The organism is Limnohabitans sp., assembly GCF_044361645.1.
GTDB lineage: Bacteria > Pseudomonadota > Gammaproteobacteria > Burkholderiales > Burkholderiaceae_C > Limnohabitans_A.
The window spans coordinates 1-15,768 of record NZ_JBIKIL010000007.1; the positions used below are offsets into that span (position 1 = coordinate 1).

A 15,768-nucleotide genomic window follows, 5' to 3' on the forward strand; every position below is an offset into this window, starting at 1 on the left:
CATGCAAAGCGCACCAGCAGATTCAGGCCCCAGCGAACATGGCCCGATCACGGGTCAGGGGTGGATACGCGCACTTGTGGGCAAGCTATGGCAAAAGCAGGCGTGCCAGCGAAGCACGCGCCCATGGCAGCGCCAAGACCTTGGGCGTTCATCAAAAAATAGGGTCCAAAGAATTCAAAAATTGGTCTATCGAGCCAAGACATGGGCATAATGAAACCCATGGCGGGGGTTTGAAATATCAATCCCCTATAGCGAAACCCACACACCACCGCCCCTGAGGCGGCTTAGCTCAACATGGTTCATCCGCCGCGAATGACACTGCTGGCCTTGGCTTGGCGCATTGGCGCGGTGGATAAACGCTAAGTGTTGGGCCTCACATTGGAACCCCTGACCAAGAACCTTCCCATTGCATCAGCTGCACTACTCGTGATGTCAGTGGTGCACGACTACTTCTACCTCCAGGCGTTGGGCCTCGAATTTAGTGAGTTACCAACGACTATCTCCGATCATCTTCGCTCCGCGATAGTTTGGCTACCCGGACTCGGGATTGCCATGGCTGTCGGCTTTCTCTTTGGGGCGACCGGTCCGCTACCCTCCGATCGTCCGAAGCTCTCGTTGGAGTCTTTGACCGTAGACCTCATGGCATTTGCCTCGCTCATCGGCGTAGCGATCGCATCAACGCATTTGCAATGGCAGTACACCGCCTGGGCTCTAGCCACCTTCGTTTCACTCGGCATCTTTCGATTTCAGGAAGGCGCCGAGAACATAGACGCTCGGTTTGGAGCGGGAAGCGCAAAGTTGTTATTGCTCATCCCGGCCTTTGCGGTACTAGTTGGTGGGTTCGGGTGGAGAAATGCAGAACAGACAATGGGAGCCAAGAGCGCTCTTGTAAGCGTTCAACTAAAGGTCGGAGCTGATATGCGAACTGTGCAAGTCAACGGCATCCGAAGATTCGAGAGCGCGGCCATCCTGATCAAGCCAAACCGAGTCATTGAGATGGTTCAAACCGCTGACCTGGTCAGCGCGAGGCACACGTCACACAAGAGTGAGCCGGTTCTTTGCCTACTGTTTGGCTACAAGTGCAGTGACGCCTAACGAGTAAGGACAGGTCGCGCGAAGCCACTTTTCTGTCTGTTTTGATCGAGCCCGGTTCCGGGTGGTGGTTTGAGCCCTACAGAAAACATCTTTTTTGTCTTGCCTGTGCGATTGAGCATTCACATGGCTCAAGCGATCTGACGGCAGTGCGCCTTGTGCCATTGCGGCACTTTTGGGCAGTGTGTGGCTGTTTTTGGTCGCGCACATGCTCAGTGCTTTTGGGGCACTGTTGCGCGAGCCTCAAGCTGAGATCGGGATTGTTACTGCTTCGTGGTGGCCTGACTGTGTTGCGGTGGCGGCGCATTGGTCGATGGCAAGATTCGGCGGCGCAGCGCCCTCATGGCACCGGCGCAGCACGCGCACTTGGGGCACTTTCACTGGGGGTTCCTTCAAACACCACCACTGACGGCCACCCCGGGTAAACTCGTTGTTGGAGGTGTTCATGAACGCAAACCTTGTCAGCCGCGACCCCGAGATCATGAGCGGGGCTTTGTGCTTCACGGGCACCCGTGTGCCTGTGAAGAACCTCTTCGACTACCTCGAAGGATCCTCCTCGCTCGAAGAGTTCCTTGAGGACTTCCCTTCAATCTCTCGCGAACGAGCGGTGGCCGTCCTTGAGGCTGCCCGCGAACGCCTTGCTGCAGATGCGCCTGCTGCTTGACGAATGCGTGCCGACGCGGCTGCGCAGGTCGTTGCCCGCGCACCAGGTCTCGACTGTCGTCTGCGAAGTTTGGTCGGGCATCAAGAACGGCAAGCTGCTTGCACTCGCCGCTGAGAGGTTCGACGCTTTCATCACCGTCGACAAGAACCTGCCGTATCAGCAGAACACAGCCGCATTGCCGGTGGCGGTTCTTGTGCTGGACGCAGTGTCGAATGAGTTGCCTTTCCTCTTGCCACTGGTCCCAACGCTGGAGCGTGAGCTGAGTTCTCTCAAGCGAGGAACTTACGTGCGCATCTCAGTTGATGCCTAAGGAGCAAGGTGGGTCGCGGACCGCAGCCTGATCCGTTTGTTGGACAAGCCCGGTTCCGGGCGGTGGTTTGAGCCCTTTTGAAAACTTCTTTTTTGTCTTCCCTGAGAGATTGGGCATTCATTTGGCCTAAGGGGTACGAGGGCGATGCATCGGGTGCCATGGCGGCACTTTTTGAGCTCTGTGTCGCTGTTCTTGGCCGAAATGGGGTGTCGTTCAATGCGTGCTTTGGGACTTGCTACATGTCAACGCGCCCCTGGATTTTCGCTAAATTCAACTTTGTGTTCTATTATTTTGTAGATACTATTCAGTGTGCTCACATGCCACGAACCCAAGCGCAAGCTGAACCTCAAGAATCACGGGCTTGACTTTGTTGGATGCGATGCAATCGGTGACCACTTTACAGCGAGCCGCGAGGATAAGCGGCAAGACTACGGCCAAGAGCGCTTGGTCTGTTTTGCTCTTCTTAAGTTAGAAGCGCTTGTGATGTTTGACACTGAGCGCTCGAAAGGGCCTCAGGTGATTTTGTTGCGAAAGGCAGAAAAACATGGAGCACGCTACGACCGCCAAGTTGCCAAAGAAAACCTCGGCTGAGGTCAACGACCCAGACAATAGCGCATGGACGGAGGGCATGCTGGGTGCGCCAGTGCTGAAGCGGGGCCGTGGGCCGCAGACGACACCCACAAAGGCTCTCACCTCTGTCCGTTTGGATGCGGACATTTTGGCGTTCTTCAAGTCGAAGGGGGCTGGCTATCAGTCGCGGCTTGACTTGGACTTTTTTCGTCGCATAAACCGCTACAGCGATGTTGCATCAACTTGCCGCTGATCTTGTACTGCTGACGCACTTCGCCATCGTGCTGTTCGTCCTGCTCGGCTTACCAGTCATCTTTATCGGAAATGCGCGCGCTTGGCCATGGGTTAACAGCCCTTGGTGGCGCCTACCTCATCTGGCGGCAATCGCAACTGTTGTTGCGCAAGCATGGCTGGGTAAGTACTGCATGCTCACTCATTGGGAATCGAGCCTGCGCACAAAAGCTGGGCAAGTGGGTTACGAATCAAGCTTCATCCAACACTGGGTGCAGGCGCTGCTTTACTTTGATGTGCCGCTTTGGGTCTTTGCATGTGTTTACACCGCATTTGGCGCACTGGTCCTGTGGGCCTGCTGGCGCTATCCTCCGAGGATACGCAAGCACACTGCCGTCACAGGCACCGCTTAGCTCGAAACCCACGCCGCTTTCCCGGCCTGGCAATTTCATACAAGCAGCGCAGCAGTCCCAAATGGGGTGTTGTTCAAGGCGCGGTTTGGGACTTCCTACAATCTACCCATGCCTTTTGAACCATCACTGTCCCCCGATTCCCCCTTGGCCCCATCCAACCCGCTGCTCGCCCAGCTCAACGACGAGCAGCACCGGGCGGTGGCCCTGCCCGCCGAGCACGCTTTGATTTTGGCGGGAGCAGGTTCAGGCAAGACACGGGTGCTGACCACGCGCATTGCATGGCTGCTGCAAACTGGGCAGGTCTCGCCCGGTGGCATTTTGGCGGTGACCTTCACCAACAAGGCGGCCAAAGAGATGAAGCTGCGCTTGCAGTCCATGCTGCCGGTGAACGTGAACGCGATGTGGATTGGCACCTTCCACGGTTTGTGCAACCGGTTTTTGCGGGCGCATCACCAATTGGCGGGCTTGCCGCAGACCTTTCAGATTTTGGACACACAAGACCAGCTCTCGGCCGTCAAGCGCCTGTGCAAGCAGTTCAACGTGGACGAGGACCGTTTTCCGCCGAAGCAGGTGCAGTATTTCATCGCGGGCTGCAAAGAAGACGGCCAGCGCCCGGGTGATGTGCCGGTGCGCGACGAAGAGACCCGCCGCAAGGTGGAGCTGTACCAGCTCTACGAAGCGCAATGCCAGCGCGAAGGTGTGGTGGATTTTGGCGAGCTGATGCTGCGTTCCTACGAGCTGCTGCGCGACAACGTGCATGTGCGCGAGCACTACCGCCGCCGTTTTCGGCACATTTTGGTGGACGAGTTTCAGGACACCAACAAGCTGCAATACGCCTGGCTCAAGCAGCTGGCGGGGCTGCCGGGGGAGGCGGGTCAAGCACCAAGCGGCGGCGCGGTTTTGGCCGTGGGCGACGATGACCAGAGCATCTACGCCTTTCGCGGTGCCCGCGTGGGCAATATGGCCGATTTTGTGCGCGAGTTCCAGGTGCAGCACCAAATCAAGCTGGAGCAAAACTACCGCAGCTTCAGCAACATCCTCGACTCGGCCAACCACCTGATCGGCCACAACAAAACCCGTTTGGGCAAAACCCTGCGCACAGACCAAGGCGCGGGCGAGCCGGTGCGGGTGGTGGAGTCGCCGTCTGACTTTGCCGAGGCGCAATGGCTGATCGAGGAGCTGCGCCAGTTGGTCAAGCAAGACGGTTTTGAGCGCAAAGAGGTGGCCCTGCTGTACCGCAGCAATGCGCAAAGCCGGGTGCTGGAGACCGCGCTGTTCAATGCCGGCTTTCCGTACCGCGTGTATGGGGGCTTGCGCTTTTTTGAGCGGGCCGAGGTCAAGCACGCGCTGGCCTATTTGCGCCTGATGGAGAACCCCAACGACGACACCAGTTTTTTGCGGGTGGTCAACTTTCCGCCGCGTGGCATTGGTGCGCGCAGCATCGAGCAACTGCAAGACGCGGCGCGTGCCGCAGGCTGTTCGCTGCACGACGCCGTGAGCGCTACCACCGGCAAGGCGGGGGCTAACCTTGCCGCTTTTGTGGCCATGGTCGATGTGTTGCGCGAGCAGACTGAAGGGCTCACTCTGCGCGAAATCATCGACTTGGTGCTGGACAAAACTGGCTTGGTGAACCATTACCGCGCCGAAAAAGAGGGCGCGGACCGGGTGGAGAACTTGGAAGAATTGGTCAACGCCGCCGAGAGCTTTGTCACGCAAGAAGGCTTTGGCCGCAGCGCGGTGGCCCTGCCGCAAGCTTTGTCGCAAAGCCCGGCCAGCCAGGGCTTGACGGCAGCAGGAGATGGATCGCCACGCTTCGCTCGCGATGACGACGGCTTATTTGCTGGTGATGACGACGGCTTATTTGCCGGCGATGACGACGAGCGGTTTGTGGGCTTCGCTGGCGATGACGACGCGCGGACACGAGGCGTCGTTGGTGGTGAGGATGATGCCGTCACTGCGAGCCAAGCGCGGCAGTCCATTTTTGGATCATCAAGCGGCGCTCGCGATGCCCAAGAGGCTGTCACTGCGAGCCAAGCGCGGCAGTCCATTCCTGGCGCATCAAGCGGCGCTCGCGATGCCCAAGAGGCTGTCACTGCGAGCCAAGCGCGGCAGTCCATTCCTGGCGCATCAAGCGGCGCTCGCGATGCCCAAGAGGATGTCACTGCGAGCCAAGCGCGGCAGTCCATTCCTGGCGCATCAAGCGGCGCTCGCGATGCCAAAGAGGCTGTCACTGCGAGCGAAGCGCGGCAGTCCATTTTTGGATCGCCACGTCCCTTCGGTCCTCGCGATGACGGAGAAGACGGCGATGACGGAGAAGAGGGAGAAGACGGCGATGACGGAGAAGAGGGAGAAGACGGCGATGACGGAGAAGAGGGAGAAGACGGCGATGACGGCGTCGCGTTCAGCGAAGACGGCGTGACCATGAGCCCGCTGGCGGCCTTCCTCACCCACGCCTCTTTGGAGGCGGGCGACAACCAAGCGCAAGCGGGCGAAGACGCGGTGCAGCTGATGACGGTGCACGCCAGCAAGGGCCTGGAGTTTGACGCGGTGTTCATCACCGGCCTGGAAGAGGGCCTGTTCCCGCATGAAAACGCCATGAACGACTTGGATGGCCTGGAGGAAGAGCGCCGCCTGATGTATGTGGCCATCACCCGCGCCCGCAAGCGCTTGTACCTGAGCCATTCGCAAACCCGCATGCTGCACGGGCAGACGCGCTACAACTTGAAGAGCCGCTTTTTGGAAGAGTTACCCGATGAATGCCTGAAGTGGGTCACGCCCAAAAACGGCGGCTTCTCGAATTTGGGCAATGCAGGTGCAGGTGGCGCTGGTGGGGCAGGCGCTGGAACGGGTGGCGCTTGGCCACAAACCCCGGCCTTCAATCGCCATATCCGCCCGGCCTGGGGCCAAAGCAGCTTGAGCACCGAGACCTACAAAAGCCCGCCTGTGCCGGTGCAAAAAGCCGCGCCCGAGCACGGCATCACGGTGGGCAAAAACGTGTTCCACACCAAGTTTGGTGAGGGTAAAGTGTTGGCGGTCGAGGGCGTGGGGCTTGACGCTCGGGCCCAAGTCAGCTTCCCGCGCCACGGCGTGAAATGGCTGGCCCTGAGCGTGGCCAAGCTCACCTTGGTGTAAAACGCCAGCAGCCCGCGATTCCCATTTCCTTTTCTGAAAGAAGCCCATGAAAATAACGCAAAACACCGTGGTCACCATGCACCACAAAGTCATGAACGCGCAAGGCCAGTTGCTGGACAAAACGCAAGAGCCCACGTCTTACCTGCACGGCGGCTACAACAACACCTTCCCCAAAATCGAGACCGCGCTGGAGGGCCAAGAAGTGGGTTTCAGCACCACCTTGAAACTGGCCCCGGCCGATGCCTTTGGCGAGCGCGATGAAAGCCTGGTGCAGACCATCCCCAAAAGCGAATTCCCCCCGGGCGTGAAAGTGGGCGGGCAGTTGCAGGGGCGCACCCCCGATGGCCAGGAAAAGGTTTTTAAGGTGTTGAAAATCAAGGGTGATCAAGTCATCTTGGACGCCAACCACCCTTGGGCTGGCCAGCACCTGACCTTGAGTTTGACGGTGCAAGAGGTGCGGGCCGCTTCCGCCGAAGAGGTCACGCATCGCCATGCGCATGGCGCGCACGGCCACCACCATTGAGCCGCTGAGGCCTTCAGTCGGGCTGCGCGCCCTGGGGGCTCGACTCGTCGGTCAGGTCGGTGGCGAAGCAATCGCGCACTGAAAACAGCATGGACGTGAAGAACATGGCCGCCACCATGAGGGCCAAAGGTATAAAGGTTGCCGTGGTCAAACCGGGGTTGCCCAGCAGGCTGGAAATCAACAAGGCCAAGACTCCGGTCAACATGAAAATAACGCCCCATGCAAAAACAAACACGGTGAAAGCCTTGAGGTTTCGCCAGCAGGCGATGAAGCTGAAAAACAAGCTTTTGATGGCGGGCATGCTGTACCAATGCACCAAGGCGGGGGCGTGCCAAAACATCATGGACATCGGCACATAAAACAACATGGACACCCACAAGGCTGTTTGAAAAGACTCGGCCTTGACCACCTCGGGTGTCATGGGCGCGCCGCCAAAGTAAACTTTGGCGAAGGTGCCACCATCGGCCAATGTGGAGACCAGCATCACAGTCAAAAACGTCACGGCATAAAGACCGCCCAAGTGCAGCATGGCTTTGCGCTGCGGCCCAGCTTTGAAAGCCACAAACAGCACGCTGGGCATCGGTAATTTGCCCTCAGAGGCCATCTGCGTGGCCGCCATCATGCCCAAAGTCAAGGCCGGTAAGACCATTAGGGCCAAGACACTGCCCAGCACGGGCACGATCGAGACAATCGACACCCCGGCCATGAACAAAAAGAACAAACCAGACAGGGCCAGCGGTTGACGCCAAAAAGTCGCCATGCCTTGACGCACCCATTTGAGGCCAGTGCTGGCGGGAACAATTTTCAAATTCATGGTGGTCAGTCGAGGTCGTACAGGGTCATGGGGTGGTGGGAGCGTTCGCGCAAAACGCGTTCGAAATGGGTCGGGTCGTGCGGTTTGAGCATGGATGCTTGTCTGGGCAGATGGTAGTCCCACAGCCGGGAAATCCAGAACCGCAAAGCCCCGGCCCGCAAAAGGGCGGGCAATAAAGCGCGCTCTGGGGCCGTCAAGGGGCGCTCTTGAGCATAGGCGTGCAGCATGGCCCCGGCGCGTTCGGCGACGTGGCTGCCCGTGGGCAAGTCGATGCACCAGTCGTTCAGGCACACCGCGAGGTCAAACAACCAAGTGTCGACACCCGCAAAGTAAAAATCAAAAAAACCCGTGACTTGCGCACCCTCAAACATCACGTTGTCGCGAAACAGGTCGGCGTGCACCGGGCCACGGGGCAAGGCGGCATAGGCAGCGCTTTGGGTGATGTGGTTTTGGTAAGCCAGCTCGCTGCGCAGCAAGGCCGCTTGCGCTGCGTCAATATGGGGCAGGACCACCGGGACGGTGTCGTTCCACCAGGGCAGGCCGCGCAAATTGGGCTGGCTGCGCGGGTAGTCGGCCCCTGCCAGGTGCATGCGCGCCAGCATTTGGCCTACAGCGGCGCAGTGCGCGGCCTGTGGCTGCAATTGGCTTTTGCCCGCCAGTTTGTTGACCACGGCGGCCGGTTTGCCGTTCAAGGTGTGCAGCACATCGCCATCGCGGTTGGCGGCCGGATCGGGCACCGGGATGCCACGGTTTGCCAAGAATTTCATCAAGAGCAGGTAAAAGGGCAGTTGTTCGTGGGTCAGGCGCTCAAACAAGGTGAGCACATACTCACCTTGGGTGGTGGTGGCGAAGTAGTTGGTGTTTTCAATGCCACCTTCGATGCCGCGCAAGGCCGTGAGCTGGCCCAGGTTCAGGGCTTGCATCAGGTCGTTGGCCTGGGTTTCGGTGACTTCGGTGAATACCGCCATGGGGGAGAAAACCGTCAAAGCGCCAGAGGGGGGCTGGCTGGATGAAAAAGAACGATTGTAGAGGCCGAAAAGCCAACAATGACCCACAAAGGGCTGACTGCGCGGGGCCGATGTGGCAAAGCGAAGCGCCTCTGAGGCCCCGCGCAGTCAGCCCTTTGCGGGTCTGCCTTCGCCAGAGAGCGATGGTGTGTGGGGCCTGCGCTGAGGTTGGGGGGACCGGGGGCGGGGCCTGTGCCAGGGTTCAGAGGCGCTTCGCTTTGCCACATCACCCTGACACAGGCCCAGCCCCCGGTCCTTCTTGGTCACTTGGGTGTGAAGCCGGTACACAATTGGGGGATGATCGAAAACACCCCTGACACCGACACCACCCCCGCCCCTGTTCAGCCCAGCCTCTTGCTGGTCGACGGCTCCAGCTACCTGTACCGCGCTTTTCACGCCATGCCCGACCTGCGGGCCGTGCCGGGGGACCCGACGAGCCCCGCCACGGGCGCCATTCGCGGCATGATCAACATGATGGAGCGGCTGCGCAAGGATGTGCCCGCTGTCTATGCCGCCTGCGTGTTCGACGCCAAAGGTCCGACATTTCGCGACGAACTGTACCCCGCGTACAAAGCCAACCGCAGCCCCATGCCGGACGATTTGCGCAGCCAAATTGAGCCGATCCATGAGTTGGTGCGCCTGATGGGTTGGACCGTGCTGGACGTGCCCGGCGTGGAGGCCGACGACGTCATCGCCACGCTGGCCCATGTGGCCGCGCAGCAAGGCATCACCGTGACGGTCTCCAGCGGCGACAAAGACCTGAGCCAGTTGGTCAATGCGCACATCACCATCATCGACACCATGAACGGCAAGGTGCGCGATGTGGCAGGTGTCGAGGCCGAGTTTGGTGTGCCGCCCGCGCTCATGATCGACTACCAAACCCTGGTGGGCGACACGGTGGACAACGTGCCCGGTGTGGCCAAAGTGGGCCCCAAGACCGCTGCCAAGTGGTTGATGGAATACGGCTCGCTCGACAAGCTCATGCAAAACGCCCACGACATCAAAGGCGTGGCGGGCGAGAACCTGCGCCAGGCGGTGGACTGGCTGCCCCAAGGCCGCGCGTTGGTGACCATGAAAACCGATTGCGACCTGACCGCCTGGGTGCCCGATTTGCCGTCCTTGGCCGCTTTGCATTTGCACGAGCCGAACAAAGACAAGCTGCTGGCTTTCTACCAAACCTATGGTTTCAAAGGGCTGGTGCAGGCACTCGGCGGGGCTGTGCCAGCGCCTGTGACAAAAAAGGTCACCAAGCCGCAAAGTCGGGTGGACACCGGCATGGGCGACTTGTTTGGCGAGCCCAGCGCCACGCTGACTGAGGCGGTCATTGCGAGCGAAGCGCGGCAATCTACAGAACATCCAGACTTACAGCATCGCCATGACGTGCTGGTGTTGAACTACGTCACGATCAATGACTGGCCCACTTTCGAGCAGTGGCTCGCGCGCATCGAGCAAGCCCCACTCACCGCCATCGACACCGAAACCACGTCTTTGGACGCCATGCGTGCCGAGATCGTGGGCATTTCGCTCAGCGTCAAGCCCGGCGAGGCTGCATACATTCCGCTGGCCCACAACGGCCCGGGTGCGCCCGCGCAACTGCCCTTGGCCGAGGTGTTGGCCCGGCTCAAGCCCTGGCTCGAAAACCCGGCCCGCCACAAGCTGGGCCAGAACATTAAATACGACCGCCATGTGTTGGCCAACCATGGCATCGAGGTGCAGGGCTACGCGCACGACACCATGCTGCAAAGCTATGTGCTCGAAGTGCACAAGCCGCACGGCCTCTCTAGCCTCGCCGAACGCCATGTGGGCCGCCGGGGCGTGACCTATGAAGACCTGTGCGGCAAGGGCGCGCACCAGATCCCGTTTGCGCAAGTGGACGTGGACAAGGCCGCGCACTATGCGTGCGAAGACTCGGACCAATGCCTGGACGTGCATCTGGCCTTGTGGCCGCAGATCGAGGCGCATGCGGGTCTCAAGTACGTTTATGAACTGGAAATCCAGACCAGCGAAGCGCTCTACCGCATCGAGCGCAACGGCGTGCTGATCGACGCGCCCACGCTGGCCGCGCAAAGCCAAGCTTTGGGCGAGCGCATCGTGCAGCTCGAAACCGAAGCCTACGAGATCGCCGGCCAGCCCTTCAACCTGGCCAGCCCCAAGCAGCTGGGCGAGATCTTTTTTGACAAGCTGGGCCTGCCCGTCATCAAGAAAACCGCTACGGGTGCGCGCAGCACCGACGAAGAGGTGCTGGAAAAACTGGCCGAAGACTACCCGCTGCCCGCCCGCATCCTGGAGCACCGCAGCCTCTCCAAACTCAAAGGCACTTACACCGACAAACTGGCCCAGCTGGCCTTGCCGCGCACGGGCCGGGTGCACACGCATTACGCGCAGGCGGTGGCGGTGACCGGTCGCTTGTCAAGCAACGAGCCCAACCTGCAAAACATCCCGGTGCGCACCTTGGAGGGGCGCAAGGTGCGCGAGGCCTTTGTGGCCCCCGCAGGCTGCGTGATTGCCAGCGCCGATTACAGTCAGATCGAGCTGCGCATCATGGCCCACCTGAGCGACGACCCGGCCTTGCTCAAGGCTTTCCACGAAGGCCTGGACGTGCACAAGGCCACGGCCGCCGAGGTGTTTGGGGGGTCGCCCGACACGGTGAGCAGTGAGCAGCGCCGTTACGCCAAGACCATCAACTTTGGTCTGATCTACGGCATGAGCGCCTTTGGCCTGGCCAAGGCGCTCTCCATCGACAACACCGCCGCCAAAAACTACATCACCCGCTACTTTGAGCGTTTTGCCGGGGTCAAGCACTACATGGACGCGACCCGCGAACAGGCCAAGGCCATGGGTTATGTCGAGACCGTGTTTGGCCGCCGCTTGGTGCTGCCCGAGATCAACAGCCCCAACGGCCCGCGCCGCGCCGGGGCCGAGCGCGCCGCCATCAACGCGCCCATGCAGGGCACAGCGGCCGACCTGATCAAGCTGAGCATGGTGGCGGTTCAAAAAACGCTGGACGAACAGGGCAAGGCCACCAAAGTCATCATGCAGGTGCACGACGAACTGGTGTTCGAGGTGCCCGCATCAGAAGTGGAATGGCTGCGCACCGAGGTGCCGCGCATCATGGCCGGTGTGGCCGACCTGAAGGTGCCGCTGCTGGCCGAAGTGGGCTTTGGGCCGAACTGGGAGCAGGCGCACTGAAACGCATTGGGGTGCATTGGGGCGCCCTCAGGCGCTTCAAAGCTGCGTGCGCAAGCTCCAAATTTCTGGGAACAGCACGGTGTCTAAAGCGCCTTAGGCATTACTTCAGCTCCTGGGCCGCCGCTGTGGCATGGCGACTATCAACGCATCAGTTGGCGAGGGGGGTACAGCGAGATGGCTATTGCGGGGTGCCTACATGCCTCTGGCACTCCTCAAAAAATATAAATGTTGTCAATGTCAGCACATCTCATGCAGTTGCATGGATTGTCGGCGGTCTCTCAGGTATCGGTGCCTTCGCCGACTTCGTTGGCGCACAAGATCAGGCAGTGCCGTTCCACGGGGCAATTCCTCAAGCCCTGGCATTTTGTCAAGGCACAATGCATAACAGAGGAAGAACCCGCAGAAAGCGCTCAATGTCCCGCATTTTCGACAACATCCAACAAGAACTGCTTCAGGCCCTTCGGGCAACGCTTGAAGTCTCCAAACGTGCTGACTTCTGCATCGGTTACCTTAACCTACGGGGTTGGCAGGCTATCGATGAAACTATTTCTAAATGGGACCCAGCCAGAGAGCAAGTGTGCCGAGTTCTGGTTGGAATGCAGCGCCCACCCCACGATGAAATTCGAGCACTGTACCGACAGTCTAACGAAGAAGGGTTGATCGACAACGCCACCGCCAGTCGTCTCAAGTCCCAGTTTGCCGCCCACTTGCGTGAGCAAATCACGCTGGGAATTCCCACCGGTCAAGACGAAGCCGGGTTGCGCCGCCTGGCCAAACAGCTTCGAGCGGGTCAGGTCGTCGTCAAGTTGTTTCTGCCGTACCCGTTGCATGCCAAGTTGTATTTGTTGTTTCGGGACGATGCCAATAACCCCATCACCGGGTTTGTCGGCAGTAGTAACCTCACCCTTGCAGGTTTGTCCAAACACGGCGAGTTGAACGTTGATGTGCTGGACCACTTGGGCACTGAAAAACTCGCGGGTTGGTTTGCAGACCGCTGGGACGAGCGCTGGGCCTTGAATGTATCTGCCGATCTGGCAGCCATCATTGAGGGCAGCTGGGCGCGTGAAGAGGCCATACCTCCGTACCACATCTACCTGAATATGGCTTACCACCTCAGCACGGAAGCGCGGGCAGGGTTGAGTCAGTTCCGTTTGCCAGGCCGCTTTGAACAGGAGCTGTTTGAGTTCCAAAAGAGCGCCGTCAAGATCGCTGCGCGTCACCTTCACCGCCGGGGCGGCGTGATGATCGGTGACGTCGTCGGCCTGGGCAAGACCATGATGGCCACGGCCTTGGCCCGTATGTTTGAAGACGATCTGGGCTACGAGACGCTGATCATTTGCCCCAAGAATCTGGAGCCCATGTGGGAGCGCTACCGAACCGAATACGGGCTGCGCGGTATGGTGTTGCCCGTGTCACAGGTGACAAAAAAGTTGCCCAGCCTCAAGCGTTACCGCTTGGTGTTGATCGACGAAAGCCATAACCTGCGCAATCGTGAAGGCAGGCGTTACAAAGCCATCTCGGAATACATCAAGAGCTGCGACGCCAAGGTCATCCTGCTCACTGCCACCCCCTACAACAAGACGAAACACGACCTTTCGGCTCAGCTTCGCCTGTTCATAGACGAAAAGACCAACATCGGCATTCGTCCCGAGCGACACATGCGCAAGTTTGGCATCAGCGAGGCCGAGTTCGAGCGCAAGCACCAGTGCCGCGTCAACTCCATCCTGGCCATTGAAAAGAGCGAAGAATTCGACGACTGGCGCGAGCTGATCCGCCTGTACATGGTGCGCCGAACGCGCAGCTTCATCCTCCAGCACTACACCGAGGCAGACAACCACGGCCGCCGCTTCATAGCGGGCAGCGACGGCGAGAAGCGCTATTTCCCCTTGCGCAAACCGTTGTCAGTTACCTTCGCGGTGGACGAAAATGACCCTTCCGACCGCTATGCCCGTCTTTACTCAAGCGATGTGGTCAACCAGATCAACGGCCTTCACGTGCCCCGCTATGGACTGGGTCTGTACGTCAACCCTCAAGAAGAGAAGCAAGCAACGCCTGCCGAGCGCAAGCTGATCGATAACTTGGGCAAAGCCGGTAAACGCCTGATGGGTTTTTGCCGCACTAACCTGTTTAAACGTCTCGAATCCAATGGCTTCTCGTTTCTTCAGTCGATTGACCGGCACATCTTGCGCAACCAGATTTACCTCTATGCCATCGAAAACGGGCTGGACCTGCCCATTGGCGTGCTTGACGCTGGCTTGCTCGACATAGAGCGGGTGGACGAAGACGCAGAGGGCATTGAAGGCGAAACAGAAGACCTGCTGGACGGCATGTTTGAAGCCATCGCAGAAGAAGATGGCCTGCCCGTCGGCATGGCCCGCGCCAAGACGGTGTACGACCAGTACGACAAGGAGTATCGCAAGCGTTTCAAGTGGGTTCGTCCCACGCTTTTCAAGGCCAAACTGGCCGAAGACTTGGCACAAGACACGCAAACGCTTTCCGAGCTGCTGAACAGCCAGGGTGCCTGGGAGGCAGAGAAAGACCACAAGTGGCAGGCGCTGCACAAGCTGATTTCGCAGGCCCACGGCAAAGACAAAGTGCTCGTTTTTACCCAGTTCGCCGACACGGCCCGCTACCTTACTCGAGAGGCGCGCAAAGCCGGCATCACCCAAGTTGAAATGGCCTCGGGTGCCAGCGCCGACCCTTACAGCCTTGCCTGCCGCTTCAGCCCCAAGTCCAACGGCAAAGTTGTTTCCAAGGCCGACGAGGTACGTGTGCTGATTTGTACCGATGTGCTCTCTGAAGGCCAGAACCTGCAAGACAGCAACGTAGTCGTCAACTTCGACCTGCCTTGGGCCATCATCCGCCTCATCCAACGCGCGGGCCGAGTGGACCGCATAGGGCAGCGCGCTGAAGAGATCCACTGCTACTCATTCTTGCCTGCCGACGGTGTGGAGCAACTCATCCAGCTGCGCTCGCGCATCCGCCAGCGGCTGCAAGAAAACGCAGAAGTCGTGGGCACCGACGAAGCCTTCTTCGAAGACGACGAAGCGGCCACCATCCGCGACCTTTACACCGAAAAACAAGGTGTGCTTGATGACAGCGACGAAGAAGTAGATTTGGCCTCATACGCTTGGCAAATCTGGAAGCAGGCCACGCAAGACAACCCAGACCTTGCCCGAGCGGTGGAAGCGCTTCCGCCCGTGGTCTATTCGGCCAAAGCGTTCCAGTTGGACGAGAGCCGCTTACCGCTGCTGGGCGCAGATGCTGCCAAGGGTGGCGCTCTGGTGTACGTGAAGTCCCCCGAAGGCAACGACCACTTGGCCTGGGTGGGTGCCAATGGTAAGACCGTAACTGAATCGCAATTCACCGTGCTGCGCGCCGCTGAATGCGAGCCCGAAACCCAAGCCGTGCAGCGCTTACCACAACACCACGAACTGGTTGCTACCGGTTTGCAACTCGCTGTGAGCCAAGACAAAGCCGTGGGTGGCGGCCTGGGCCGCCCCAGCAGCCCGCGCCGGCGCACCTACGAGCGCCTCAAGGCTTATGCGACCGAACAGATGCAAACCTTGTTCCGCGACGAAGAATTGGAGCGCGGTCTGGACGACATGTACCAGCGCCCTCTTCTGGATACAGCGGGCGATCTGCTCAACCGTCTGATGCGCAGTGGAGTGAACGACACCGAGCTGGCTGACGCAGTAAAGTCGCTGCGCGAAGAGGGTCGGTTGACCTACGCCGAAGACGACAGCGCGTTGCGGGAGCCGCGCGTGGTGTGCTCCATGGGATTGATTGCAGAATAATGAAGCTATGACCCCACTCGATTTCT

General features: G+C 59.5%; 12 protein-coding genes. 10 read left to right on the forward strand and 2 right to left on the reverse strand.

All coding sequences use genetic code 11. The annotated features are described in order from the left end of the window. Window positions 1-363 precede the first annotated feature (363 nt). From ACIQ39_RS02100 to ACIQ39_RS02135, 8 genes are all read left to right on the forward strand, one after another. Entirely contained in the window at window positions 364-1,095 is a 732-nt protein-coding gene (locus tag ACIQ39_RS02100; RefSeq protein ID WP_396432955.1) for a hypothetical protein, read from the forward strand. Window positions 1,096-1,537: 442 nt separating this feature from the next. Further along, window positions 1,538-1,756, forward strand: a complete 219-nt coding sequence (locus ACIQ39_RS02105; RefSeq protein ID WP_396432956.1) for a DUF433 domain-containing protein — start codon at window positions 1,538-1,540, stop codon at window positions 1,754-1,756. After that, entirely contained in the window at window positions 1,740-2,066 is a 327-nt protein-coding gene (locus tag ACIQ39_RS02110) for a hypothetical protein (protein ID WP_396432957.1), read from the forward strand. The genes ACIQ39_RS02105 and ACIQ39_RS02110 overlap by 17 nt, the downstream gene beginning before the upstream one ends. A gap of 309 nt (window positions 2,067-2,375) precedes the next feature. Further along, window positions 2,376-2,657 (forward strand): BrnT family toxin, encoded by a 282-nt coding sequence (locus ACIQ39_RS02115; RefSeq protein WP_396432958.1) that lies wholly within the window; start codon window positions 2,376-2,378, stop codon window positions 2,655-2,657. Window positions 2,658-2,694: 37 nt separating this feature from the next. After that, window positions 2,695-2,889, forward strand: coding sequence for a BrnA antitoxin family protein (locus ACIQ39_RS02120; RefSeq protein WP_396432959.1), 195 nt, complete (start codon window positions 2,695-2,697; stop codon window positions 2,887-2,889). Continuing rightward, window positions 2,867-3,280 carry a DUF2784 domain-containing protein gene (locus ACIQ39_RS02125; RefSeq protein WP_396432960.1) on the forward strand — a complete coding sequence of 138 codons (414 nt, stop codon included), beginning with the start codon at window positions 2,867-2,869 and terminating at the stop codon, window positions 3,278-3,280. Before ACIQ39_RS02120 ends, ACIQ39_RS02125 begins: the two co-directional genes overlap by 23 nt. A gap of 108 nt (window positions 3,281-3,388) precedes the next feature. Further along, window positions 3,389-6,412 carry a UvrD-helicase domain-containing protein gene (locus ACIQ39_RS02130; RefSeq protein ID WP_396432961.1) on the forward strand — a complete coding sequence of 1,008 codons (3,024 nt, stop codon included), beginning with the start codon at window positions 3,389-3,391 and terminating at the stop codon, window positions 6,410-6,412. Between the two features lie 46 nt (window positions 6,413-6,458). Beyond that, a complete protein-coding gene (locus tag ACIQ39_RS02135; protein WP_396432962.1) occupies window positions 6,459-6,935 on the forward strand; it encodes a peptidylprolyl isomerase in 477 nt (158 codons plus the stop codon). Between the two features lie 13 nt (window positions 6,936-6,948). Here ACIQ39_RS02135 and ACIQ39_RS02140 read toward each other — a convergent pair whose 3' ends face one another. Both ACIQ39_RS02140 and ACIQ39_RS02145 read right to left on the reverse strand, forming a co-directional pair. Then, a complete protein-coding gene (locus ACIQ39_RS02140; protein ID WP_396432963.1) occupies window positions 6,949-7,749 on the reverse strand; it encodes a BPSS1780 family membrane protein in 801 nt (266 codons plus the stop codon). A gap of 5 nt (window positions 7,750-7,754) precedes the next feature. Beyond that, window positions 7,755-8,717: a homoserine kinase gene (locus ACIQ39_RS02145; RefSeq protein ID WP_396432964.1), complete on the reverse strand. Its 963-nt coding sequence runs from the start codon at window positions 8,715-8,717 to the stop codon at window positions 7,755-7,757. Window positions 8,718-9,053: 336 nt separating this feature from the next. Here ACIQ39_RS02145 and polA point away from each other — a divergent pair, with 336 nt between their 5' ends. Then, window positions 9,054-11,945, forward strand: a complete 2,892-nt coding sequence (gene polA, locus ACIQ39_RS02150) for a DNA polymerase I (RefSeq protein ID WP_396432965.1) — start codon at window positions 9,054-9,056, stop codon at window positions 11,943-11,945. 596 nt (window positions 11,946-12,541) lie between these two features. Next, a complete protein-coding gene (locus ACIQ39_RS02155; RefSeq protein ID WP_396432966.1) occupies window positions 12,542-15,742 on the forward strand; it encodes a helicase-related protein in 3,201 nt (1,066 codons plus the stop codon). Window positions 15,743-15,768: the final 26 nt, after the last annotated feature.